The following is a 21,599-nucleotide window of genomic DNA, read 5'->3' as shown; positions in this document are numbered from 1 at the left end:
CTGTTTTAAGATGAGGTTTCGTTAAGGTCCCCTAAAGACGATAGGGTAGATAGGCCAGACCTGGAAGCACTGTAAGGTGTGAAGGCTACTGGTACTAATTGACCACAACAAACACCAACACGCTACGTGTACTGGCAAAAACAAGAAACGAAGAAATGTAAATAGTCACTGTCGTGACCGCGTCCACTATGCAGTATCTGACACAACACCCGAAAGCACACCTAAGGGTTGGAATGCTTCGTATGTTTGTCGGTGGTCAATAGCTGCAGGGAAACGCCCGGTCCCATTCCGAACCCGGAAGCTAAGCCTGCACACGCTGATGGTACTGCAACCGGGAGGTTGTGGGAGAGTAAGTCACCGCCGACACCAAACAACAAAACAAAACTCCATAATGAAACACAAAGGGAAGGAAACGGTAAGCAACCGTCTCCTTCCCTTTTTTGCGTTTTGCTAGCCTCAACAGCATGAACCAAGCGCAAATTTCTACCGTGGTGGATCAAGTAGAGCAGGGGATGTAGTGTGGGTCTTATGACGCTACGTGGGGTGACAAAGCTCGCGGCGACGTAATGGGTCAAGCCCGTTACCACTCAATCGATCGCATTTCGCCGGATGGGGAGTAAGTGGATAGTACCTAATTCGCCTGGACTTTTGGCAAATTATGACACTATACATTCTCTATCGGTCTTAGAGAATAAATCGCTGGGAAAACTCTGAATTCGATGGTTTTAAGAAGGTTGCGAAGAGCGTCGCGGTCGACGGAACATGCGCGTATGCTTAGGCGTATTCGCATACTGAGGAAATGCACGCGCTATACTGGCTCAACGTGGGGATCACCCCTGCGCCAGGATCGTTGATTTCAAGAAAGGGAAAGAGATGGGGAACCAACGAAATAGAGCACGAATTTACCTTTTATTCGCTGCGGTTTGTACTCTATTGTTTCTTATGTCGGTAACTATCGTAGGCAACGTCGCACTGAATTGGATTTTCGGCATCGCTGCCTTATCGGGGTATTTCATGAGTGTGCTTCAAATGATGGTCGAAGCTAGGAGTGAATAGCTGTCCGGGTCAGAACTTTGGTAGTGCCTTCTACAATTTGATGCGAAGTGCACTCGAATTGATCATTGGCTATCCGGCCTAGGTTATTGATGCTCTACTAGGTGGTGCGTGTAAAGAGGTAGATCGGACTCGAATTGCCGAGGCTTTCCGCTAATAGGGTCAGTGAATTCGATATGGGTCGCTGTGAGATGCATAGGAATACGCATGTCCTCTGCTTCTTCGGGAAAGATTTTTGGATAGACGGGATCACCCAGGATGGGTACGCCGGCCTGCCACATATGGAGACGCAATTGATGGGTCTTTCCCGTTGTTGGTTTTAGCGTGTACTTGCCCAATCGCGGCAGGTCGCCGTGGATTTTTTCATAAGGGGTGTTGTCTATTCGCTCGACTGAAGCGAGCGTGGTGAATGCGTTTGGGCGACCGTCGCCGATTCGGCCCTGGATTTCGCCTGGGGTTTTGGTGAGGTGGGAGGCCCACTGGAGGGGCGTCGGAAAGCGGCGGTATTCGGCGATTGCCTGATAGGTCTTTTGTACTTTCTTTTCTGCAAATAGGGTTTGGTAGGGGCCCCGAACATTGCGATGTTTGGTGAATAACAAAATTCCGGAGGTAAGTCTGTCTAGGCGGTGCGCTGGGGCGAGTTCGTTGTTTCCCGTCATTCGCCGTAGCTGGACTGTAGCGGTCTGTACGATGTGGCGGGCTCGTGGCATGGTTGCCATAAACGGTGGCTTATCTGCGACGAGGATATGTTCATCCTCGAAGAGGATGGGGACGTCGTAAGGCACCGGTGTTTCGGGTGCCGGCATGCGGTAGAAAAAGACATCTTCGCCCTGGCTCAATATTGAGTCCGGACGGAGCTTGGTTTGATTGCGTAGTACTACCTCGCCGGAGTCGAAACGGGCCTGGAGCGCCGAGGCGTCGTCGTCGGGGTGTCGGTGGCGTTGTGCCGATATGACTGCACTAAGAAATTCCCAGGCCGTTATGCCTGCCTCGGACGTGCGCACGCGGGTTGGATTCAGGCCGTCTTTAATCGGCAAAGGCGTGAAACCTTTTCGGCGATGTATTAATGTTTTGCCCATGGATTTTAACTCTCTCATTGAACCGGTTGTTGCCTTTTTCTCTGAAGGTATTGGCGCCGTAATTCGCACCGTCTTGGAGTTTGTGTACACCGTTATGTTCCCGTCGAATTCCGAGGCTGCAACCGTCAACCCTCAAGCCTAATCCGTACTACAATTAAGGTATAACCAGCGAAAGGACACATCATGGCTAAGGAAGATATTGTAGTCGTTGCCGTTGACGGTTCGGATGCATCGAAGAATGCAGTACGTTGGGCCGCCAATACGGCTATGAAGCGCGAGATTCCACTGCGAATCGCATCCAGCTACACCATGCCACAGTTCCTGTACGCAGAGGGCATGGTTCCGCCAAAGGAGCTTTTCGACGACTTGCAGGCCGAAACCCTCGAGAAGATCGAGGAAGCTCGCGCCATCGCTCATGAGGTGGCCCCGGAGTTGAAGATTGGTCATACTGTGGCCGAGGGTTCCCCCATCGACATGCTGCTAGAAATGTCGCACGATGTCACCATGATTGTCATGGGCTCCCGCGGCATGGGTGGCCTGTCCGGCATGGTGATGGGTTCTGTCTCCGCTTCGGTTGTGTCCCACGCCTCTTGCCCGGTGGTCGTCGTTCGCGAGGATAATCATGTCACGGACTCCACCAAATACGGCCCTGTCGTTGTCGGCGTGGATGGTTCCGAGGTTTCGCAGAAGGCCACGGCTTACGCCTTCCGTGAGGCACAGGCCCGCGGTGCTGCTTTGATCGCCGTGCATACTTGGATGGATATGCAGGTGCAGGCTTCCTTGGCGGGGCTGTCGGCCGCCCAGTCCGAGTGGGCTGATATTGAAAAGGAGCAGAGCGAACTTCTGACTGAAAATCTGAAGGAGCCGCGTGAGGAATACCCAGAGGTTGAGGTAAAGAAGCTCATTACCCGTGACCGTCCAGTGAACGCTTTGACCGAGGCTGCAGAAGGCGCGCAGCTATTGGTTGTAGGTTCGCACGGCCGCGGCGGCTTTAAAGGTATGCTTTTGGGCTCGACATCTCGCGCACTGTTGCAGTCCGCACCGTGCCCGATGATGGTTGTCCGTCCGGATGAGGAAAGCTAAAAGCTACTGTTTATAGAGCGCTTCGCCCACAAGGGCGGAGCGCTCTTGTTGTGTGGGGCCGCCTTAGGTAGTGTGCGCTCGTGTACGCTAAGGTATTGCCCGCTAATTTAGGAGGATTGCATGAATTTGGGTTTGGGGCTTATTAGCTCGATTGTTATTGGTATCATTGCCGGCTGGCTGGCTGAGAAGATTATGAAGCGCGACCACGGCCTGCTGACCAACCTTATTGTTGGTGTGCTGGGTGGCATCATCGGTGGCATGATTATCCACTTCCTGAACATTGAGGAAGGTGGATGGATCTTCTCCTTGATTGCCGCTACGGGTGGTGCTTGTATCCTGTTGTGGATCGTGGGGCTCATTAAGAAGTAGCCCGAATTTAATTCGCGTACAAACCGGTTTGTCTATAAAGTATAGATGAACCGGCTTTGTCGTTTTAGAGAGGAACCCATGGCAGAGAAGAAGTCGCGCCGTAATCGGCCCAGCCCGCGCAGCCGGCTGCTGGAATCGGCGACCAAGCTTTTTACCACCGAAGGCATTCGTGTCATCGGAATCGACCGCATCCTGCGCGAGGCGGATGTGGCTAAAGCTTCTTTGTACTCTTTATTTGGTTCCAAAGACGCGCTCGTTATCGCTTATGTAGAAGCTTTGGATGAGAAGTTCCGCCAAGATTGGGAACAGCGTACCGCGGAGATGACGGATCCGGATCAAAAGATCCTGGCGTTTTTTGATAAGGCGATCGAGGAAGAACCCACGCAGGAATTCCGCGGCTCCCACTTCTTGAATGCGGCCGGAGAGTATCCGCGCCCAGAAACCGAGGCGGAACACGGTATCGTGGCTGCCTGCGTTGAACACCGTAATTGGGTGCATTCCACTCTGACGGCCTTGCTAACAGAGCGCAATGGTTACCCATCGTCCTCGCAGGCGAGCCAGCTGTTGATTTTCTTGGATGGCGGCCGTGCGGGTGCTCGGCTCACCAAGGAGATTGGGCCGCTGCAGACGGCCCGCGACCTGGCTACTCAGATGCTTTCTGCTCCCCCTGCTGATTATTCGATTTAAGGTACTTTCGGGCCTCCATACGTAGCTGGCTGACCCGCTTCTTCTCCTCCTTGGAGAGGGCGGGTTCTTTTTCGCGCTTGCGCCAGCGACGAATGCTTTCGCGGCGCATAGCGTGGACGTCCTCAGTAAGCGGGTAGTCGCGGTGCAAAATGATCTCAAAGATAGCGGTTTGGATCAGCATGAAGAGATATGCGCATCCCCAGTACAGAATGATGGCTACTGGGATAGGTCCAGTTTGGGCCAGGTGCCACAGGAAGAAAGGGATCACCAGCAGCAAAAAGCCCATGAGAATAAAGACGCGGCGGTTGACCTTCTGATCAAATTGAGTGGTGCGGAAGCTGCGCACGAGGGAAATGACGGAATTAGCCATGGTAAAGGCGATGGCGGCAATGAGGATGGGATTGATGAGGTCGCCGTGCTCGCGGGCGAAATCCGTCAGCGGAGCGCCGTAGAAGGTGGTTTCGCGGAAGGCCGAGACGTCGGAGGCATTCAACATGCCCACGGTGGTGGAGCCGCGCTCAATATTGGACATGCGCAGGAGCACTTGATAAAGGCCGATGAAGGCCGGAATCATGATGAGCGGGGGAACACAACCTGCTGCGGGGTTGTAGTTATAGCTCTTCATGAGGTTCTTTTCCTCTTGCATGAGCTCCGCCATCTCTTCGGTGGTGGTGGCGTTATTCATTTGCTTTTTGATGCGGTTATTCTCCGGGCGGATGAGTGCGCCGATGCGGGCGGAGCGTACGGATATCCAGTTCAAGGGAACAACGACGCCGCGCACGGTGATAACCAGCAAGACGATGGAGATCAGCCAGGCCGTAGATTCACCGACGAAGCTGCTGATGAGCCAGTGCCAGAATTTCATGATTCCGGAAACTGGGTACATGAAGACTTCGTACATGCTCAACCTTTCATGGGCAGTATGGTTTAAGGCATGACTAAAGTTCTTGGGGAACTCATGCTAACCATTGGCGTGGTTCTTTTACTCTTTGCATTCTATGAAGCCTATTGGACAAATGTAGAATCCGGTCAGCTGCAGGAGGAGGCGAGCGCCCACCTTGACGAGCAATGGCGCAATCCGCGGCAGAAGTTGGAGCCGGAGTTGGGTGAGGCTTTCGCGCAGCTGTACATTCCCACGTTCGGTTCTGACTACCGCTTTGCCATTATTGAGGGCACCAATGAAGATGACCTGCTGCGCGGCCCTGGCCGCTACGTGGATTCCCAGATGCCGGGAGAGATGGGCAACTTTGCGGTTGCGGGCCACCGCGTGGGCAAGGGGGCTCCCTTTAATGACTTGGGCAAGCTAGAGACCTGCGATGACATCGTGGTGGAAACGCAGAAGGAGCGAATTACCTATCGCGTATTGCCCATCGATGGCGAGCAGGCGGATTGTTTCAATGGAATTCCGCCGGAGTATTCCCATGTGGCTGGGCGGCATATTACAACGCCTGGCGACGTCTCGGTGACCAACCCCGTGCCAGAGTCGGACGCCGAACCGAGCCGCGAGATCTTGACCTTGACCACGTGTCACCCGCAGTTTTCCAACGCGGAGCGCATGATTGTGCACGCTATGGAAGTAGAAAAAGAGGAGAAGTAATGTATCGCGCTTTGTGGAATCTCTTGCCGGGGCCGACGCCGGTGAAGGTCATCTTGGCTATTTCTATTGCGGTGGGAGTCTTCTTCCTACTTATGGAGGTTGTATTCCCGTGGCTGTCGCCGATGATGCCGTATAACGACGTCGCGGTTTAAAGGCCCAAGTTGGCGATCGCTTCGTGGGCAATTTGCTCTGACTTCACGGTTTGTTGCTGGTTGCTCCACACCAGTACCGCGTGCGTGTCCTTTTGCACCGCGTACACGGCATGCTCATTGACTACGCCCCGACCGCCTTCCCAGCCGTCGAAGGAGGCGGGTTCGGTGGCGTCGATAGGCGCGGCCCAATCCACTGCGGCGCGGGCGTCGTCGACCGTGGGCATATCGCGCACGATGACGGTGGCCTGTGGCTCGTCCTGGTAGGACCAAAAGACGCAGGCCGGGGTGGGAAAGCGCGTGTCGATGCCCTGCTTGGTCAGGCGCTGGCCGTTGGTTTCTTCGAGCCAGCCGGGGCCGATGTAGGGGCAATCGCTCCAGTCATTGACTTCCGCGGTTTGGGCGACGTTAACCTCCGGTGCCTCCGAAGCCTCCGGAGTGACCGTAGTTGTTGGTGCAGGGGTGGGTGCGGATGAATCGCAGCCAGCGATCCCAAAGGTGGCTAGGGCGAGTAGGGGAAGTAGGCTTTTGCGCATGAGCTCCACAATAGACCGGGATACCGATGCGTTGCGCACCGGCATCCATATCCTGACCGCTGGCCTGCTGGTGGTGGGCATTTTTACCTCCGCGCGGATGCCGCTTTCGCAAGCGATCATCAACCTGCTGCTTTTGGTGGGCTTTGCGGCCGTGTACTTCGCAGGCTCGGTCTACGGGGAATATTGGGCCCGGCCTGTGCGCTACCTGTGGCTGTGCATTCTCTCGGTGCTGTGGGTGGCGGATCTGTTCGTGGCCCCAGCGGCAATCTATTTGGTTTTCGCCATGTTCTTTTTGTACCTCACGGTGCTGGACATGGCGGCGGGCATCGCGTGCGTCATCGTTGCCTCGATCATCACCGTGGTGGTGCAGATTCCGCAGGGGCTGACGTTTGGCGGTGTCATGGGGCCGGCGGTTTCGGCGCTGGTGACGATAGCGATCACCTACGCCTTCCGGTCGCTGTCGCGGATGAATAAAGAGTTGATTGAAACCCGTTCGCAGCTGGCAGCCACGGAGCGCGATGCCGGCATGGTGGCTGAACGTCAGCGCATTGCGCATGAGATTCATGACACCCTTGCCCAGGGACTGTCTTCCATTCAAATGCTCCTGCATTCGGCGGACCGTGATCTGGATAAGCAGGACGCGAGCAAAGCGCGAGAGCGCATCGAGCTGGCCCGCAGGACGGCCGCGGATAACTTGCACGAAGCACGGGCAATGATTGCTGCTTTGCAGCCGCCGACGCTCAATGAGGCATCCCTTGAGGCCGCGTTGACCCGTATGGCGGAAAATTTCGGCACTACCGGAGATATCCACGTCGAGGTGGAATCCGAAGGAGAGGTACAGCAGCTGCCCATGAAGATAGAAGCGGCGCTGCTGCGGATTGCGCAGGGCGCTGTGGGGAACGTCGTCAAGCATGCAGAGGCAAGCCGCGCCCGGATCACGGTGACCTATGAGGGCGATGAGGTGCGCCTGGATGTGGTGGATAACGGCAAAGGCTTTGATCCGGCCGCGGTGGAAAGTGCCCCGGCTGGACTGGGGCATATTGGGTTGGCCGCAATTAGGCGCCGCGCACAAGAGCTAGGTGGGGAGGTCGTTGTTGAATCCGCGCCGGGGGAGGGCACTGCCGTGTCAGCTAGTATGCCCTTAGGCAACCGGGTAGATTAAACTTTTGGTTGACAATGACATCGATAGGAGGAATGTCGTGATTCGGGTCCTATTGGCAGATGACCACGAAATCGTCCGGCTGGGTCTGCGGTCCGTGCTCGAGGGCGCAGAGGATATCGACGTCGTAGGGGAGGTCGCTACGGCCGAAGCTGCGGTGTCGGCAGCGCAGGCGGGTGGCATCGATGTCATTTTGATGGACCTGCGCTTCGGCGCGGGTGTGGAAGGGACCCGCGTTATGGGCGGCGCGGAGGCAACCGCGCAGATTCGCTCCGCGATGGCCACCCCGCCCAAGGTCCTCGTGGTTACCAACTATGACACTGATGCGGATATTCTCGGCGCTATCGAAGCCGGCGCCGTGGGCTATTTGCTCAAGGATGCTCCTCCGCAGGAGCTGCTTGCCGCAGTGCGCTCGACTGCGGAGGGTGATTCGGCGCTATCTCCCATCGTGGCCGATAGGCTGATGACTCGCGTGCGTACGCCACGCACCTCGCTCACGCCGCGTGAGCTCGAGGTCTTGCAGCTGGTAGCAGCGGGGGCGTCGAACCGGCAGATTGGCCAGGACCTCATGCTGTCTGAGGCTACGGTAAAGTCCCACCTTGTGCACATTTATGACAAGTTGGGCGTGCGCTCGCGCACCTCCGCGGTGGCGGCCGCCCGCGAGCAGGGCGTGCTTTAATTAGCGGCGTTATACGCCTCGATGACGTCCTGCGGGATCTTTCCGCGGTGCGCCACTGGTAGTCCTTGGGTGCGGGCCCATTCGCGGATCTGGCTGGGATTGGCGCGCTGTGCATTGATGTCTGGGGCAATGCGGGCGGCGTCCACGTAGGGGGCCAGAAGATTATGGAAGTGACGCGCGTTATCCACGGAGAGATCGATGAGGTAATTTTGACCGTTTACGCTGAAGCGAACAACCTCCAGCTGGTCTTCGGGGATTAGGGTGTGGTCCAAGTCGTCGTAAAATTGGGTCACTTCACGGCGGGACATATTTCCTCCAATTTTAAAAATTGCACACCAAGCACAGAGAACATAAACGGTGTTAAAGGGGTAGGGCGGTTAGAAGATTATCAGCAACTTTTTCTGGCCGAAAATACTTTTCCCGAAAAATCCCGGATCTTTATAGAAAATAAATAAACGCCACCACCGAATAGGGGGCGGTGGCGGCGTGTAGCTCTTTTACTGGGCCAGGTGCTGCTGGATTTCCGCAGTAATGGAGTCAATTTCCGAGCTAATGGTCTTGTGAGCGCGGTGGCGCTGCTGCTCGGTCATGAACTCGGCATTATCGATGGCGGAGTCTACTTCTTGCAGGCGGTCACGCACATCGCGCTTGAAGCCGGCTGGAACGTCCGTGTTATCGAGGGAGTTGCGGATGCCGGCGGTGCGGGCCTTGAGCGGCGCACCGTAGCCGGAGAAGGAAGCCATCTGCTCCGAGCTCACGCCTGCCTTAGCGGCCTTGCGCTTTTCGCCTTCGGTCTTCAGGCCCACGTAGCCGCGGTAGAGGAGCGGCAGCAGCAGGGGTGCGGCGGTGCGCAGTGCACCGGCATAGCGCTTGATGTTATCGGAGTTAAAGCGGCCGGCCTTGAGCTTGGCTAACTCGTTCTTGGCCATCTTCTCCTCGTGCTTGCGGCGCTTCTTAAGGCCCTTTTCCTCCGACTTAATGAGGTGCTTTTCCTGCTTGGCCAGGAGCTTTTGCTGGCGGCGACGGTCCTTAGACTGGGCCTTTACCTCTGCCTTGGCACGGGTCTTGGCGGCCTTTGCCTGTGCGCGTGCTTCTTGGCGGGCCTTTTTAACTTTCTTCAGAATGCTCATTAAATTTCCCTCACGTTTGATCGAGTCTGGATTCAACTTTACCTTGCCGTTCTATTAAGCTCACCCGGTGTGGAGGATGTGGTTGTTGCTTCGGATCTTGTGGGGTGCCGCTACCGCTTAGTACAGCGGCGCGCGCACCCCGAGATGCCGCGTACCCATGCCTCGATTGCCCGGGCGGAACGCCACGCGGCCGCAGTGGAGGCCGTCATGGAGATGTTTCCCCGCAAAGGCTCCGGCCGGTTCCGCCGCATCGATCTGGAAGGCGATGAGTGGGAGCGCTCCATGCGCACCCTTGAGGCCTTAGCTTCCGGGTATACGCACATCACCAACGCGGTCTTCGCCACCGAGGAGTGGATGGTGCGCGTAGATTTGCTGCTGCGCGAGGGCGATAAGTACACCCCAATTATCGTGTCTAATCACCGTGTGGCCCGTAAGAATGACACCAAGACGACGCCGGCGGTGCCTACCCATCGCTTGGGCCTGAGTGAGCCGCTTGAGGCTCCGTATAAGCTGCGTCATCATGCGGTAGATGGTTACCGCTTAGCGTTTGCCGCCCGTGCTTTGCGGGATCTCGGGCTCGATTCTGGCCGAGGTGGGGCCATCGGGCAGGACCGTACCCGGGCATTTTTTACGGAAACAGCGAAGTTTGATTTGGAACGCGCCTGGAATCAGCCGCTTCCTACCGCGCCGGTGCGGGTTAAGGAGTGCGCGAGCTGCCGCTTTTGGTCCTTGTGCGAGCAGGAGCTGGTGGCAGCGGATGATATTTCGCTTTTCCTATCCGGCGACCGCGCTAAGCCTTACCGCGAGCGCGGGATTACTACCGTGCAGGCGCTTATCGACGCCGACCTGGGCGAACCCTCCCGCCTTGCTGCTGCCTGGCGTGCCGGGGAAGTGTTGCTGCGCCGCGGCGACGTGCACGTTCCGCGTGCGGACGTGGAGGTGGACGTGGATATGGAAGCCTACCTGGACCAGGGCGCGTACCTATGGGGAGCCTGGCACGACGGCAACTATGTCCCATTTGTTACGTGGGATCCGTTGGGCGGGCGCGCCGAGGCAGAGAACTTTGCGGCCTTCTGGCGCTGGTTGATGGATGTGCGTGCTAAGGCCCATGCGGAGGGCAAAACATTTGCTGCATATTGCTACTCGTCCCACGGTGAGAACCATTGGATGCGCATGTCCGCGCAGCGTTTCCGCGAGGTGGATGAGCGGGAAGTAGAAGAGTTTATCTCCTCACCGGAGTGGGTGGATATGTTCGCCCACGTCAAAAGATCCTTCGCCGGTCCCTTCGGCCTAGGCCTAAAGGTAGTCGCCCCAGAAGCGGGGTTTACCTGGCCAGAAGAAGACTTCGACGGCGAAGAATCCGTGAACGCGCGCCGCGAGGCGCTAGCCGGTGACCTCGTGGCGCGGCAGCGTTTGCTGGACTATAACTCCGGCGACGTCCAGGCCACCCGCGCGGTTCGCGAGTGGATGGATGCCGGCGCGCCGGGTACTACAGCGCTGTAAATATGGCGTAGATGACTGCGAGGATCGCTATGCCCGCATAGACCTGGTTCCATTCTGGCCCGGGCTTAGGATCCGGACCCTCCGCCTTCTTCATCAAAACCTGTTTCTGGGCCTTGACCGCCCGGGCGATGAGCACGGGGTAGACCGCCAGGGACAGGATGCACAGGAGGGAGGCCACCACCTTAAGCAGGGAAATATCGGTGCCGATCCAGATGAGCAGGCCACCGTTGACAAAGGTGGCGCGCAGGAGACCGAGTTTGTCCAGTTGCTGCAAGCCCGCCCGGACGGCAGCGGGGCCGCCACCCATGGTGCTGGGCAAGAGGTAGCTCATCACGCCGATGAGCAGTTGACCGGCAAACCCCACCAGCAAGGCGAGGGTGGGCAGCGCCGGCTCGGGCATAAAGAAATGCTGCACCGTGTAATACACCAAAGACAGCACCAGCCATAGCGAGGCCATGAGCACGGAGACCGAGGCAAAGGTGATGCGATCGCGCGGGTCCTTAGCCACCGTCAGCACATTAGCGAGCCACTGCTGCAAGCTCAGCGCCCAACCGCAGCAGTAGGCGATAAGTCCCAACTCGGGGAAGCCGAGGAAAGCGCCCCCGATGGTGGCAACCACACCGACTGCGAGCAGTGCAAAGGAGGAGTGCATGTGGCGATTAATACCTTGGGTCCGCCAGATGGAGGGGAAAAGGATGGTGAGAGAACCGGCCGCGGCCAAGCCGATGAATCCTCCGATATTGGCAGCTATATGGGCAAGCAGGAGTGTGGGATGTCCGGGATAAACGGCCAGCAGCCCGCCAAAGATGGCACCCACCGGCAGGCACAGGGCGGAAAGTACATAGGCGCCCACTACGGGGCGGAAGCGCTTATCTTGGGCACCGCGCCATTGCTGGAAGAGTGATACCGCATGCCAGAGCATTATCAGTGCAATGAGCGTGGCGCCCACCTGGGTGACAATCCAGTGTTGGGACCAGAACTCCATGAGGATTTGGCCGATTAACACGAGGATGATTCCGGTATTGAGGCCGTAGATGCGGGCTAATTGGGTAGGGCGGGCAGACTCGGGGAGGCGCTGTTGGGTGAATTTCTCCGTGAGGTGCTGGGACCACACGATGATGCTATTGCTTACCAGTCCGAGGGTGAAGAGGTGGATGAGTACCCACCGGTAGTTCGGGACCAAGGTATGCGTTGCACCCACGAGGATGAAAACCATCATCCATAGGGAGACGGGACGGGAGGCCTTGCGGTGCCATGTCCGCGCCGACCACTTATTCTCAGGCATAAAACCGATTTTAGCCGGATTTAATCTTGGTCCAAGTCAGCGCAGTAAGGGCGAGGGCTACGGCGGTGAAGAAAGCAATGAAGAGGGGCCACGATAGGGCGTCGAAAAGCAAGCCGGCACACGCGCCCACCACAGAAGAGCCAAAGTAATAGCAGAACACGTACATCGAGGAGGCCTCCGCGCGGTCGTGGGTGGCGATCTGGCCCACCCACCCGGAGGCGGTGGAGTGTACGGCGAAAAAGCCCACGGTAAAGGCGATCATTCCGAGAAGCGTCAGCGGAAGGTTACCGGCGCAGAACGCGATGCCCACAGTAAAAAGTGCAGCCGAGCCGCACAGGGTTTTCCCGTGGCCGATTCGCGCCACCAGCGCTCCAGCCCGAGCCGAGGACCAGGTGCCAGAAAGGTAGAACAGGAAAGCCAAGCCGGCTAGCGAAGGAGCCAGACCAAAATCATCGATGAGCCGGAAGGTTAAGAAGTTATACATGGAGACAAACGTGCCCATGGACAGGAATGCGGTGAGAAAGAGCAAGGCCAAATCCCGGTTGGCCCAATGGCCCAAGAGCGCCCGGCTTTCGGTCTTGAGATGGATGGATTTAGGCCGGAAATTGCGTTGGGTAGGAAGCAGCAGCCAAGCCGTAATGGCAAAGGCGAGTGAGACCAGCGCCGAGCCGAAGAGCGCCCAGCGCCACGTGGAAATCTCCACCAATCCGGTGGGGATGAGGCGGCCGGTAAGGCCACCGACGGAGGTACCTGCAATGTATAGGCCCATAGCCCGCGGCAGGGCTTTGTCATCGAGTTCTTCAGAAAGCCATGCCATTGCCGTGGCGGGGGCGCCGGACAGCAGCGCACCCTGCAGGCCGCGTACCACGATGAGCTGCCACCCCTCCTGGGCGAGGGGAACAATGAGCCCCACCCCGGTCGCGGAAACGGCCGAAATGAGCAGGATACGTCCGCGGCCGAAACGCTCGGAGAGGATGGATGCGGGCACCACACATAGGGCCAGCGCGCCCGTGGCGGCCGATACGGTCATGGCCGCCTCGGTGGAAGAAAGGCCCATGTTGTCTACCAGCGTGGGAAGAATGGCTTGGGTGGAATACAGGCTGGAGAAAATAGCCAAGCCCACCAGGAGCATGGCTACCGTTGCGCGCCGCGTTCGAGTCATGTTATTTAGCCTGCCCGGCCATGCAGCATGTGTAAAATGTGGAAAATTACACTAAACGATGCGGAGTATGCATGAATGTGGAGGATGTTCGCGGCTTCCTCGCCGTGGTGGATCATGGTCGCGTGGGTGCTGCGGCCGATGAACTGGGGATCTCCCAATCCGCGCTGACCCGCCGCGTACAGCGCGTAGAAGCTAGTCTTGGCGCCCGCCTTTTCGAGCGCACTGGGCGCACCCTACACGTGAATTCGCGTGGGAGGGCTTTCGCTGCGGCTGGGCGAGAAATGCTCCGCGCCTACCAGGTAGGGCGGGACGATGTTGCCCGCCTCATGGATCCAGAACGCGGCACCGTGCGTCTAGATTTCATGCACTCGCTGGGAACCTGGTTGGTTCCGGACCTGCTCAAGAGCTATCGCGCGCAGCACCCGCACGTGGATATTCGCCTGCATCAAGGCGCGGCGCAGGAGCTGGTGAGCAGGGTGGAAAACGGCGAATCTGACCTTGCTCTCGTGGGCCCGCGGCCTGATGCTGCTCTGGGCTGGCACCAAATTAAGGTGCAGCGACTAGGCCTTGCGGTGCCGGAGGGTCACTGGGCAGCGAACCGGCGGGAGGTGGAACTAGCGGAATTCGCTGCAGAACCGTTCATCGGCATGCTCCCAGGCTATGGCACGCGCATGCTTCTCGATGCCCTCGCGGACGACGCTGGCTTTAGCCCCCACCTCGTCTTCGAGTCGATGGAACTTACTACCGTTGCGGGGCTGGTAGCGGCAGGACTCGGGGTGGCGCTTTTGCCGCTGGATGATCCTTATCTACAGGTGGGGAGCTTGATTCCCCTCACGCCGCCAGCGTACCGCGAGCTCGGTTTAGTGTGGCGCGCCGGGGACGACGCACCCCCAGTGCAGCAATTCCGGGAGTTTATCCGGGCATAGAAAAAGCCGCCCCGAAGGGGCGGCCGAAGTAACTAAAAGGAGTTACTTGGTGGCTGCAGCGAAGCGCTCAGCAACGTCATCCCAGTTGAAGACGTTCCATACGGCCTTAACGTAGTCAGCCTTAACGTTCTTGTACTGCAGGTAGAAAGCGTGCTCCCACATATCCAGCATCAGCAGCGGGGTGAAGTTGATGGAGGTATTACCCTGCTGGTCGGTCAGTTGCTCGATGATGAGGCGGCCAGCAATGTGGTCGTAGCCCAGAACGGCCCAGCCGGAGCCCTGCAGGGAGGTAGCAGCGGCGGAGAAGTGAGCCTTGAACTTCTCAAAGGAGCCGAAGTCGCGGTTGATAGCCTCTGCCAGCTCGCCGGTTGGCTCGCCGCCACCGTTCGGGGACAGGTTCTTCCAGAAGATGGAGTGGTTGGTGTGGCCACCCAGGTTAAACGCCAAGTTCTTGGAGAGGGCACGGATGCGATCCGGGTTAGCCTCGCCGTTGCGCTCTTCCTCGAGTGCCTCGAGTGCGGCGTTAGCGCCAGCAACGTAGGTTGCGTGGTGCTTATCGTGGTGGAGCTCCATGATCTCTGCGGAGATGTGTGGCTCCAGTGCGTCGAATGCGTATGGGAGGTCAGGAAGTTCGTAAACAGCCATTTGTTAAATCCTTTCTTCGGGTACGTGTCCCGATGATAGGCACGGTTGAAAGATTTCGCCATGATTAATTCGAATTGTGGAACTAGCGCGAATATTAACTGGCCGCGGAATAGCTTTTCGCAGTACAACGTTGGGAAGAAGGAATAGGGAAGGAGCTATACCTCATGTGGATGTTTAAGCCGGAGCCCAAACTTGTTGCTGCAGACGATGCTCTGCCGGGACGAACGGAGCCGATTGTGGACCCCGCCCCGCACGCCGTTCTAGGAACACCGATTACCGGGCCGTGGAAGGACGGGCAGCGCTCCATTCTTATTGCGTTGGGATGTTTCTGGGGTGCGGAGAAGATGTTTTGGGAGACCGAAGGCGTGGAGTCCACCTCGGTGGGCTATGCGGGCGGTACCACCCCGAACCCCACGTACTATGAGGTGTGCCGTGGGCTAACCAACCATGCCGAGGCGGTGGAGGTGGTCTATGACCCGCAGCGCATCAGCCTGCGCGATCTTGTCGTACAGGCCTTAGAAGCGCACGATCCCACGCAGGGTTTTCGCCAGGGCAATGATGTAGGAACGCAATACCGCTCTGCTTTCTACCCACGCACGGAGGAAGAGCGCGCAGAAATCCAGGGCATCGTGGATTCCTATGCAGAGAAACTCAAGGAATTCGGATTCGGGGATACCACCACGGAGGTCAAACTCCTCTCCGAAACTGATTCTGGGGAGTACTACCTGGCTGAGGATGAGCATCAGCAGTACTTATATAAGGTGCCTAATGGGTACTGCCCGCACCACAGTACTGGGGTGAAATGCGACTAAGCGTCGCGCCGGATAAAGCGGGCGATCTTTTTGGCCAGCTTCGGCGTGAGCGATTGGCGGGATTGGGATCCTAAGACCTCATCCCAATACCAGAGCATTTCCTCAAAATAGTTGTGTCCGTGCCCGCCAGGGACGTTGAGGGAATTGATCTGGTCCAAGCCAATTTGCCACCAGGTAATGAACGGAACCCAATGCAGCTGCCGGAAGGTATCCGCGTGCAGCGCTTCCGGCTGCGGTTCATGAATCCAGGTGGGCCTGCGCACGAGAAGGTTGAGATCCCACCACACGATGGCGTCGGAAGCGTGCTGGGCAATGAGCATGCGGGGGCGGCGCCAGGTATGGGCGTAGTCATTGCCAAAGGCGTCGTGCAGCGTATGGTCAGGGGCCGCCGCGTAGCGCACATGCTTGCCGCCATCGATAACGGGCAGGCGTTCTAGGGAACCAATATCCCGGCGCAGGCGCTGGGTAAAGTGCGTCATGCGCGGAGGCCCAGAAAAGACCGCGCCATTGCACGCGGAAAGTAGGTCTTCCGCATTATGGTAGTTATCCATAATGGCGTAGGCGCCAAGCGATTCACCTGCGAAATAAAGCCGCGGGCGGTTTTCTTTAGGCAGCCTATCTATTTCTTCTTGTACCACCCGAATCAATTCGCGGGCCGCTTGCTTCGGTGCATTCTTATCCACGAGGTAGGAAAAAACCGAAGGCAGGTAGGAATACTGCATGGTGACGGTGACGCAATCACCACCGGTCAAAAACTCATAGGAGCACGCACCCCAGTTATTGATCCACCCCGAGCCGGCGGGCATTTGGATGACGATAGTTTCGCGCCGCAGGGCACCGGTGCGTTCGAGTTCGGCGCGGATCTTTTCCGCGGATTGCTGGAAGGAGCGCCCTGGTATGTATCCGGCGTAGATACGGATGGGTTCCTTTGCATCGGTTCCCGTTACTGTGCGGATATCGCGGGCGCGGGGGCCGTTGGAGACAAAGCGGCGTCCCTGCTGTCCCAGCGCCGACCACGGCTCGAGCGACCATGGGCTGCCGGAGCGCTCTGGCTCCCAGGGCATGGAGGTGCCAGGGAAAATCTGCTTGTTTATTCGCTGCGCTTGGTGCGATAGCGAGCGTAGCCAGCGTCGAAAGACCACGCGGTCAGAAAGTGCAAACGCCGTGAGGCTCAGTCCCGCGGTAACCACCGGCCAAGCAACGAGTGCAGGCACCCACCGGCCTAGCTGGCGTGACAGTTTAGTGACGGCAAGCTGCGTGGCCTCCCCGATGAGTAGGAGAGTGCCGTAGCCCGCGGTGCCCGCGGCCAGGCCGATGGCCGCCGTGGCGGGCCCCCGCACGAGCTGCTTATTGACTAACTCCGCCTGCTTTTTCTGGTTGCGCAGCGAAAGCACGGCATTAAATGCAGTCCCGGCGCCAATAGCAAGGTGCATAATTTGTCGATGTTGTGGTCCGAGGCGGTCCTGCGGGCGCTTGCCAATGCTATTGAGCACGAAGCTTGTTGACGCCGCACCTAGATGCCCAATGCCCTGCCCGATTGCCACGTTGGCAGCGGTCACCCACCACGGGCGGGGAAGTAAGGAGGGCGAAACAGCAGCCCACGTAGCTAATTCCGCACCCAAAATTCCAGCCGACATATTGGGTGGTAAGGTTTGCCGGCTGGTCATACGGACGATGGGCGTGAGATCCGCGGCTACGCCAAGAGCGATTAGTGCAGCGCGGCGGAGTGCGCGTTTCATAATGCCCGATTATCCCAGATTTCAGTGGGATTTTCAGTGTGAGATTTAGCCCGTGCAAAAATCTTCAAAGAGTTGCACAATGGGGTCATGGCAAATCATGTAGGAAACAAAGTAGTTCTCATTGGCGCCGGCGATGTGGGAGTCGCTTACGCCTTCGCTCTCATCAACCAAAGCATCGTTGACCACTTGGCAATCATCGATATCGATGAAAAGAAGCTAGAGGGCAACGTCATGGACCTCAACCACGGTGTTGTCTGGGCCCCCACCCGCACCCGAGTCACCAAGGGCACCTACGCCGATTGCGCAGACGCCGATATGGTCGTCATTTGCGCCGGTGCCGCACAGAAGCCGGGTGAGACCCGCCTGGACCTGGTGGGCAAGAACGTCAAGATCATGAACAGCATCGTCTCCGATGTCATGGCGAATGACTTTGATGGCATCTTCCTGGTTGCCTCCAACCCAGTGGACATCCTGACTTACGCCGTATGGAAGGCTTCCGGCCTGGACCACAAGCGCGTCATCGGCTCCGGCACCGTGCTGGACTCCGCTCGTTTCCGCTACATGCTGGGCGAGCTGGAAGATGTTGCACCGAAGTCCGTACACGCCTACATCGTGGGCGAGCACGGCGATTCCGAGCTGCCAGCCATCTCCACCGCGAATATCGCAGGTGTCCCGATGTCCAAGAAGCTGGATACGGATCCGGAGTATGCAGAGCGCATCGAGAAGATCTTCGAAGACACCCGCGATGCCGCCTACTCCATCATTGACGCTAAGGGCTCCACTTCTTTCGGTATCGGCATGGGCCTGGCCCGTATCACCGCCGCCGTCATCCAGAACCAGGACGTGGCGCTGCCAGTATCTGCTTACCTGCAGGGTGAGTATGGTGTAGAGGATCTCTACATCGGTACCGCTGCCATCATCAACCGCTCCGGCATCGTGCGCGCGATTGAGCTGCAGCTCAATGAGCACGAAAAGGAGCGTTTCGATGCTTCTGCCAAGACCCTGAATGACATCAAGGAAGAGTTCTTCGGCTAGTGAAGATTGTCGCTCATAGGGGATACTCCGGAAAATATCCGGAGCTATCCCCTCTAGCTTTTGAAAAAGCCCTAGATTTGCCAATTCACGGCGTCGAGTGCGATGTGCGCTTGACGCGCGATGGAAAAGTAGTGGTTCAGCATGATCCCACGTTGGACCGCACCGCGGGGCGCCCCGGCCGCATTTCCAAGATGGACTGGGAAGAATTGCGCGGCGTTGACATCGGTTCGGGCCAGCGTATGATGCTTCTCGACGAACTCTTGGAACTACTTCAGGGCACACCGCACCACCTTTATATCGAGACCAAGCACCCCTCCGGGCAGGGTGACATCCTGGAGGAGCAAACGGTGCTGCGCCTGCGTTATGCGGGGCTTTTCGACGACCCCCGGATCCACGTTATTTCCTTTTCCCACCACGCCATCCGCCGTATGCAGAATTTGGCGCCGCACATGGACCGGATTTATCTTCGTCGCGATTGGGAGCGCCACGTCAACCGCCCCGATGTAATGCTGTCCAAGCCCACCGCGCTCGGCGTATCGTTGCTGCGCGCGAAGCTGCAGCCGGCAATTATCGGCGCGCAGGGATTGCCTACCTACCTGTGGACTGTAGACAAGCCGGAGGATATGAAGTGGGCGTGGGCTAACGGGGTAGATATGCTCGCTACCAACCAACCCGAAGTGGCCCTACATGCCATTGAGCTCTAGTAAGCAGGTATCTTGGAGGCATGGCCAAGAAGAAAAAGAACAAGGAACAGCTGCCTGAGGGCATGTCCCGCCGCCAGGCAAAGCTCGCTGCCCGCGCCAAGGAGCGCGCCGCCCTGGAAAAGGATCCCCGCCCCTACGGCGGACTTGCTGCGGAGGCCTCCCTGGTCGCCATGCAGGAGTTCGTCCCCTCCGCTTTTGCCAAGCTTGACGTTAAAGGCTGCGATAAGAACGTGTATGTAGCCACCGTCCTGCCGGGTGCTTCTGCTGCGCTTATTCGGGACACCGAATTTGGCGGCGATGCCTTCGTGGGCCTGCAGGTGCAGTCCCATACCCACAACCCGGGTCGCGACCTCGCCTTTGCCCTTAACTGGGTGAAGAATAATGAGCCGGGCGCCACCCTGGAATCCACCGCGGCCGACGGTTCGGAGCCGAAGCTGGAGGAGCTTATCGATTCCTCTGCTACCCTCGACGTGCAGGTTCACCAGGACTTCGAATGGTGGATTCCGGAGGGAGCACAGGTCACCCCGCAGATTGCACAGTCGCTTCGCGCCGCTAATGATTCCGTCATTGAGTCCTACCAGGTGGGCGAGAACATTACCGGTGCGGCCTTTTGGGCAAATGCCGGCGGCGGCAAGGCCCACATCCGTTGGGTCCGCCCGAATGACGATGAATCCGCATTCCTGAACGCACTGGCGCGCGTCGCCGCCCGCGGCGAGCTGAACTTGGGCGAGGGCACCAAGTTCGCCGGTGTTTTCCGCACCCACGGTCTCATCGCTCCGGTCTTCGACTTGGATCCAGAGGTTGACCACGCTTCTTATGAGGACCACCTCACTCGCGTGGACAAGGCCTTGGAGGAAGAAATCTCTAATGATGCCCAGTTGAGCGCCGATGAGCGCAAGCAGCTAGAAAACATCAAGTCCCGCCAGGTGACCCTGCGCTAAAGACAAGAATATGGCCCTTCCCAGTAGAGGAAGGGCCATATTTTGATCGCTATTTGAGAGAATCCCACAACTCGGCGGCTGCTCCATCGTCCCAGAGGACGACGTTGCCTACCTCGGTGTCTTGGAAACCGCCGATGGGGACGGTCTCGGTGTCTACACCGGAGCCCATGGCTAGTGCCACGCGGGCGAGGTGCCAGACGTGGTCGCCCTCGTCCACGATGAACGAGGAGGCGGTGTGGTTGACCAAGGAGAAGGCGCGGAATGGGTTAATCAGGGTGGCTGGGGAAGCAACCTTATCCAGCAATGCGGAGAAGAATTCGCGCTGTCGCTGCACGCGGTCAAGGTCACCCATGGCGGTGGCGCGGGTGCGCACGTAACCGAGGGCGTCGCGGCCCTTGAGCTTCTGGCAGCCATCTTGGAGATCAATGCCGGCCAGCGGGTCATTGATGGGTTCCTTCACGCACACGTCTACGCCGCCGACGGAGTCGACCACATTCGCTAGGCCACCCATACCGATCTCGGCATAGTGGTCGATGTGCAGACCGGTCGCGCCCTCGACGGTTTGGGTAAGGAGCTGCGGTCCACCGTAGGTAAAGGCGGCATTGATCTTGTCCATGCCGAAACCGGGGACTTCCACGTAGCTATCGCGTGGGATGGAAACGAGCTTGGCCTTACCGGTGCGAGGGATGTGCAGCAACATGATGGTATCGGTGCGGCCCTCGCCCACATCACCACCGGTGCCGAGCTCAGCCTGCTGCTCCTCGCTGAGGCCTTGGCGGGAATCGGAGCCGACGAGCAACCAATTGGTGCCGGCGGTATTAGACACTTGTTCTTCTGGCAGCGCCTCCACGCGGGTGAGGCGGGCATCGGTCCAGAACATGAAGACGAGATTGAATACCAGTAGGACAACGAGCGCCAAGCCAACGCACCCGAGGGCGCGCTTGGCCGGATTGACCTTCTTGCGGCGGCTGTGCGGGCGCTGCCGGGGCGCCGGGCGCGGCTCGGTACGACGAGGCGGGCGCTGCTGCGCGCGGTACTGGCTGGGGTAGCGGCTCGGCGTTGGGGGCGGAGTGCGGCGCGGGGGCTGTTGCTGTGGCTGCGGAGCGCGAAAGGATTGTTGCTCGGGTTCCACGCGCCGCGGTGCCGGGCGGGCGGAGGAACGGCGTCGAATGGGGCGGCCGTATCGATCCTTGAGGGGACGTCCATCGGCCCCAAGGACGAATTCAGTGGAGGAGTCGTCGCCGGCGCGGCGGGCCTCCCGATGCGGATCTCGTCCTGATTCAGTCATGCGCTATACCTTACAAGGAGCAGGGAGCAACGCCTGCT

24 protein-coding genes and 2 rRNA genes are annotated in these 21,599 nt (G+C 58.3%); 16 read left to right on the top strand and 10 right to left on the bottom strand.

Annotated elements, in window-relative coordinates; all coding sequences use genetic code 11:
- Together MHY22_RS06720 and rrf are read left to right on the top strand one after the other, a co-directional pair.
- Nucleotides 1-118: ribosomal RNA gene (locus tag MHY22_RS06720) — 23S ribosomal RNA — on the top strand; the annotation flags it as partial.
- 130 nt (nt 119-248) lie between these two features.
- Nucleotides 249-366 (top strand): 5S ribosomal RNA (rrf, locus tag MHY22_RS06715).
- Nucleotides 367-1,139: 773 nt separating this feature from the next.
- Here the strand turns inward: rrf and MHY22_RS06710 are convergent.
- Nucleotides 1,140-2,150, bottom strand: a complete 1,011-nt coding sequence (locus MHY22_RS06710) for a pseudouridine synthase (RefSeq protein WP_370658840.1) — start codon at nt 2,148-2,150, stop codon at nt 1,140-1,142.
- Between MHY22_RS06710 and MHY22_RS06705 the strand changes: the two genes are divergently transcribed.
- The 4 genes from MHY22_RS06705 to MHY22_RS06690 all read left to right on the top strand — a co-directional run bounded on the left by MHY22_RS06705 (nt 2,131) and on the right by MHY22_RS06690 (nt 4,271).
- Nucleotides 2,131-2,274 carry a hypothetical protein gene (locus MHY22_RS06705; protein WP_005325337.1) on the top strand — a complete coding sequence of 48 codons (144 nt, stop codon included), beginning with the start codon at nt 2,131-2,133 and terminating at the stop codon, nt 2,272-2,274. The genes MHY22_RS06710 and MHY22_RS06705 overlap by 20 nt on opposite strands.
- Nucleotides 2,275-2,315: 41 nt before the next feature.
- Nucleotides 2,316-3,215 (top strand): universal stress protein, encoded by a 900-nt coding sequence (locus MHY22_RS06700; RefSeq protein ID WP_239278643.1) that lies wholly within the window; start codon nt 2,316-2,318, stop codon nt 3,213-3,215.
- A gap of 120 nt (nt 3,216-3,335) precedes the next feature.
- Entirely contained in the window at nt 3,336-3,584 is a 249-nt protein-coding gene (locus MHY22_RS06695; RefSeq protein WP_005327014.1) for a GlsB/YeaQ/YmgE family stress response membrane protein, read from the top strand.
- A gap of 78 nt (nt 3,585-3,662) precedes the next feature.
- Nucleotides 3,663-4,271, top strand: a complete 609-nt coding sequence (locus tag MHY22_RS06690; RefSeq protein WP_005327015.1) for a TetR/AcrR family transcriptional regulator — start codon at nt 3,663-3,665, stop codon at nt 4,269-4,271.
- Here the strand turns inward: MHY22_RS06690 and yidC are convergent.
- Nucleotides 4,228-5,172: a membrane protein insertase YidC gene (gene yidC / locus MHY22_RS06685; protein WP_239278642.1), complete on the bottom strand. Its 945-nt coding sequence runs from the start codon at nt 5,170-5,172 to the stop codon at nt 4,228-4,230. The two genes, MHY22_RS06690 and yidC, sit on opposite strands and share 44 nt — an antisense overlap.
- A gap of 33 nt (nt 5,173-5,205) precedes the next feature.
- Between yidC and MHY22_RS06680 the strand changes: the two genes are divergently transcribed.
- Nucleotides 5,206-5,868, top strand: a complete 663-nt coding sequence (locus tag MHY22_RS06680; protein WP_239278640.1) for a class E sortase — start codon at nt 5,206-5,208, stop codon at nt 5,866-5,868.
- Nucleotides 5,868-6,020: a hypothetical protein gene (locus MHY22_RS06675; protein WP_239278639.1), complete on the top strand. Its 153-nt coding sequence runs from the start codon at nt 5,868-5,870 to the stop codon at nt 6,018-6,020. Before MHY22_RS06680 ends, MHY22_RS06675 begins: the two co-directional genes overlap by 1 nt.
- Here the strand turns inward: MHY22_RS06675 and MHY22_RS06670 are convergent.
- A complete protein-coding gene (locus tag MHY22_RS06670) occupies nt 6,017-6,553 on the bottom strand; it encodes a DUF2020 domain-containing protein (RefSeq protein ID WP_239278638.1) in 537 nt (178 codons plus the stop codon). The genes MHY22_RS06675 and MHY22_RS06670 overlap by 4 nt on opposite strands.
- On the opposite strand from MHY22_RS06670, the gene MHY22_RS06665 reads away from it, so the two are divergent.
- A complete protein-coding gene (locus tag MHY22_RS06665; protein ID WP_239278637.1) occupies nt 6,552-7,715 on the top strand; it encodes a sensor histidine kinase in 1,164 nt (387 codons plus the stop codon). The two genes, MHY22_RS06670 and MHY22_RS06665, sit on opposite strands and share 2 nt — an antisense overlap.
- A gap of 37 nt (nt 7,716-7,752) precedes the next feature.
- Complete coding sequence (locus tag MHY22_RS06660) at nt 7,753-8,391, top strand: response regulator transcription factor (RefSeq protein WP_023020112.1); 639 nt, start codon at nt 7,753-7,755, stop codon at nt 8,389-8,391.
- Here MHY22_RS06660 and MHY22_RS06655 read toward each other — a convergent pair.
- Both MHY22_RS06655 and MHY22_RS06650 read right to left on the bottom strand, forming a co-directional pair.
- On the bottom strand, nt 8,388-8,699 hold the full coding sequence (locus MHY22_RS06655; RefSeq protein ID WP_239278636.1) for an Lsr2 family protein: 312 nt from the start codon (nt 8,697-8,699) through the stop codon (nt 8,388-8,390). The two genes, MHY22_RS06660 and MHY22_RS06655, sit on opposite strands and share 4 nt — an antisense overlap.
- Nucleotides 8,700-8,888: 189 nt before the next feature.
- The gene (locus MHY22_RS06650; RefSeq protein ID WP_239278635.1) at nt 8,889-9,521 is read right to left on the bottom strand and encodes a DUF6474 family protein; all 633 of its coding nucleotides are present in this window, start codon (nt 9,519-9,521) and stop codon (nt 8,889-8,891) included.
- Nucleotides 9,522-9,590: 69 nt separating this feature from the next.
- Here MHY22_RS06650 and MHY22_RS06645 point away from each other — a divergent pair, with 69 nt between their 5' ends.
- Nucleotides 9,591-11,024 (top strand): TM0106 family RecB-like putative nuclease, encoded by a 1,434-nt coding sequence (locus tag MHY22_RS06645; protein WP_239278634.1) that lies wholly within the window; start codon nt 9,591-9,593, stop codon nt 11,022-11,024.
- Here MHY22_RS06645 and MHY22_RS06640 read toward each other — a convergent pair.
- The gene (locus tag MHY22_RS06640) at nt 11,011-12,309 is read right to left on the bottom strand and encodes a copper oxidase (protein ID WP_239278633.1); all 1,299 of its coding nucleotides are present in this window, start codon (nt 12,307-12,309) and stop codon (nt 11,011-11,013) included. The genes MHY22_RS06645 and MHY22_RS06640 overlap by 14 nt on opposite strands.
- Nucleotides 12,310-12,319: 10 nt before the next feature.
- Nucleotides 12,320-13,471, bottom strand: a complete 1,152-nt coding sequence (locus tag MHY22_RS06635; protein WP_239278632.1) for an MFS transporter — start codon at nt 13,469-13,471, stop codon at nt 12,320-12,322.
- 71 nt (nt 13,472-13,542) lie between these two features.
- On the opposite strand from MHY22_RS06635, the gene MHY22_RS06630 reads away from it, so the two are divergent.
- Nucleotides 13,543-14,397: a LysR family transcriptional regulator gene (locus MHY22_RS06630; protein WP_239278631.1), complete on the top strand. Its 855-nt coding sequence runs from the start codon at nt 13,543-13,545 to the stop codon at nt 14,395-14,397.
- 42 nt (nt 14,398-14,439) lie between these two features.
- Here the strand turns inward: MHY22_RS06630 and MHY22_RS06625 are convergent, their stop codons facing one another.
- On the bottom strand, nt 14,440-15,042 hold the full coding sequence (locus MHY22_RS06625) for a superoxide dismutase (protein ID WP_005325362.1): 603 nt from the start codon (nt 15,040-15,042) through the stop codon (nt 14,440-14,442).
- A 164-nt stretch (nt 15,043-15,206) separates the two neighbouring features.
- On the opposite strand from MHY22_RS06625, the gene msrA reads away from it, so the two are divergent.
- Nucleotides 15,207-15,854, top strand: a complete 648-nt coding sequence (gene msrA, locus MHY22_RS06620) for a peptide-methionine (S)-S-oxide reductase MsrA (RefSeq protein WP_239278630.1) — start codon at nt 15,207-15,209, stop codon at nt 15,852-15,854.
- On the opposite strand, the gene MHY22_RS06615 is transcribed toward msrA, so the two are convergent.
- Nucleotides 15,851-17,593, bottom strand: a complete 1,743-nt coding sequence (locus tag MHY22_RS06615; RefSeq protein ID WP_239278629.1) for an alpha/beta-hydrolase family protein — start codon at nt 17,591-17,593, stop codon at nt 15,851-15,853. The genes msrA and MHY22_RS06615 overlap by 4 nt on opposite strands.
- Before the next feature lie 87 nt (nt 17,594-17,680).
- Here MHY22_RS06615 and MHY22_RS06610 point away from each other — a divergent pair, with 87 nt between their 5' ends.
- Genes MHY22_RS06610 through MHY22_RS06600 form a run of 3 tightly spaced genes read left to right on the top strand, consistent with a single transcriptional unit; the run spans nt 17,681 to nt 20,273 of the window.
- Nucleotides 17,681-18,628, top strand: coding sequence for an L-lactate dehydrogenase (locus MHY22_RS06610; protein WP_225746279.1), 948 nt, complete (start codon nt 17,681-17,683; stop codon nt 18,626-18,628).
- The gene (locus tag MHY22_RS06605) at nt 18,628-19,332 is read left to right on the top strand and encodes a glycerophosphodiester phosphodiesterase family protein (protein ID WP_239278628.1); all 705 of its coding nucleotides are present in this window, start codon (nt 18,628-18,630) and stop codon (nt 19,330-19,332) included. Before MHY22_RS06610 ends, MHY22_RS06605 begins: the two co-directional genes overlap by 1 nt.
- Nucleotides 19,333-19,352: 20 nt before the next feature.
- On the top strand, nt 19,353-20,273 hold the full coding sequence (locus MHY22_RS06600; RefSeq protein WP_239278627.1) for a DUF5926 family protein: 921 nt from the start codon (nt 19,353-19,355) through the stop codon (nt 20,271-20,273).
- A gap of 49 nt (nt 20,274-20,322) precedes the next feature.
- Here MHY22_RS06600 and MHY22_RS06595 read toward each other — a convergent pair whose 3' ends face one another.
- The gene (locus tag MHY22_RS06595; protein WP_239278626.1) at nt 20,323-21,561 is read right to left on the bottom strand and encodes an LCP family protein; all 1,239 of its coding nucleotides are present in this window, start codon (nt 21,559-21,561) and stop codon (nt 20,323-20,325) included.
- Nucleotides 21,562-21,599: the final 38 nt, after the last annotated feature.

The sequence above is a fragment of the Corynebacterium sp. ACRPO genome (genome assembly GCF_022347205.1).
GTDB lineage: Bacteria > Actinomycetota > Actinomycetes > Mycobacteriales > Mycobacteriaceae > Corynebacterium.
This window is presented reverse-complemented; position numbering and strand designations above follow the sequence as displayed.

What these genes read in the sequence shown, in the direction of transcription:
- MHY22_RS06640 (WP_239278633.1), bottom strand. Translation starts at nt 12,309, where the DNA reads ATGCCTGAGAATAAGTGGTCGGCGCGGACATGGCACCGCAAGGCCTCC.
- MHY22_RS06600 (WP_239278627.1), top strand. Translation starts at nt 19,353, where the DNA reads ATGGCCAAGAAGAAAAAGAACAAGGAACAGCTGCCTGAGGGCATGTCC.
- MHY22_RS06650 (WP_239278635.1), bottom strand. Translation starts at nt 9,521, where the DNA reads ATGAGCATTCTGAAGAAAGTTAAAAAGGCCCGCCAAGAAGCACGCGCA.
- MHY22_RS06705 (WP_005325337.1), top strand. Translation starts at nt 2,131, where the DNA reads ATGGATTTTAACTCTCTCATTGAACCGGTTGTTGCCTTTTTCTCTGAA.
- MHY22_RS06635 (WP_239278632.1), bottom strand. Translation starts at nt 13,471, where the DNA reads ATGACTCGAACGCGGCGCGCAACGGTAGCCATGCTCCTGGTGGGCTTG.
- MHY22_RS06695 (WP_005327014.1), top strand. Translation starts at nt 3,336, where the DNA reads ATGAATTTGGGTTTGGGGCTTATTAGCTCGATTGTTATTGGTATCATT.
- MHY22_RS06610 (WP_225746279.1), top strand. Translation starts at nt 17,681, where the DNA reads ATGGCAAATCATGTAGGAAACAAAGTAGTTCTCATTGGCGCCGGCGAT.
- MHY22_RS06675 (WP_239278639.1), top strand. Translation starts at nt 5,868, where the DNA reads ATGTATCGCGCTTTGTGGAATCTCTTGCCGGGGCCGACGCCGGTGAAG.
- msrA (WP_239278630.1), top strand. Translation starts at nt 15,207, where the DNA reads ATGTGGATGTTTAAGCCGGAGCCCAAACTTGTTGCTGCAGACGATGCT.
- MHY22_RS06690 (WP_005327015.1), top strand. Translation starts at nt 3,663, where the DNA reads ATGGCAGAGAAGAAGTCGCGCCGTAATCGGCCCAGCCCGCGCAGCCGG.
- MHY22_RS06630 (WP_239278631.1), top strand. Translation starts at nt 13,543, where the DNA reads ATGAATGTGGAGGATGTTCGCGGCTTCCTCGCCGTGGTGGATCATGGT.
- MHY22_RS06670 (WP_239278638.1), bottom strand. Translation starts at nt 6,553, where the DNA reads ATGCGCAAAAGCCTACTTCCCCTACTCGCCCTAGCCACCTTTGGGATC.
- MHY22_RS06655 (WP_239278636.1), bottom strand. Translation starts at nt 8,699, where the DNA reads ATGTCCCGCCGTGAAGTGACCCAATTTTACGACGACTTGGACCACACC.
- MHY22_RS06595 (WP_239278626.1), bottom strand. Translation starts at nt 21,561, where the DNA reads ATGACTGAATCAGGACGAGATCCGCATCGGGAGGCCCGCCGCGCCGGC.
- MHY22_RS06615 (WP_239278629.1), bottom strand. Translation starts at nt 17,593, where the DNA reads ATGAAACGCGCACTCCGCCGCGCTGCACTAATCGCTCTTGGCGTAGCC.
- MHY22_RS06680 (WP_239278640.1), top strand. Translation starts at nt 5,206, where the DNA reads ATGACTAAAGTTCTTGGGGAACTCATGCTAACCATTGGCGTGGTTCTT.
- MHY22_RS06625 (WP_005325362.1), bottom strand. Translation starts at nt 15,042, where the DNA reads ATGGCTGTTTACGAACTTCCTGACCTCCCATACGCATTCGACGCACTG.
- yidC (WP_239278642.1), bottom strand. Translation starts at nt 5,172, where the DNA reads ATGTACGAAGTCTTCATGTACCCAGTTTCCGGAATCATGAAATTCTGG.
- MHY22_RS06665 (WP_239278637.1), top strand. Translation starts at nt 6,552, where the DNA reads ATGAGCTCCACAATAGACCGGGATACCGATGCGTTGCGCACCGGCATC.
- MHY22_RS06710 (WP_370658840.1), bottom strand. Translation starts at nt 2,150, where the DNA reads ATGAGAGAGTTAAAATCCATGGGCAAAACATTAATACATCGCCGAAAA.
- MHY22_RS06700 (WP_239278643.1), top strand. Translation starts at nt 2,316, where the DNA reads ATGGCTAAGGAAGATATTGTAGTCGTTGCCGTTGACGGTTCGGATGCA.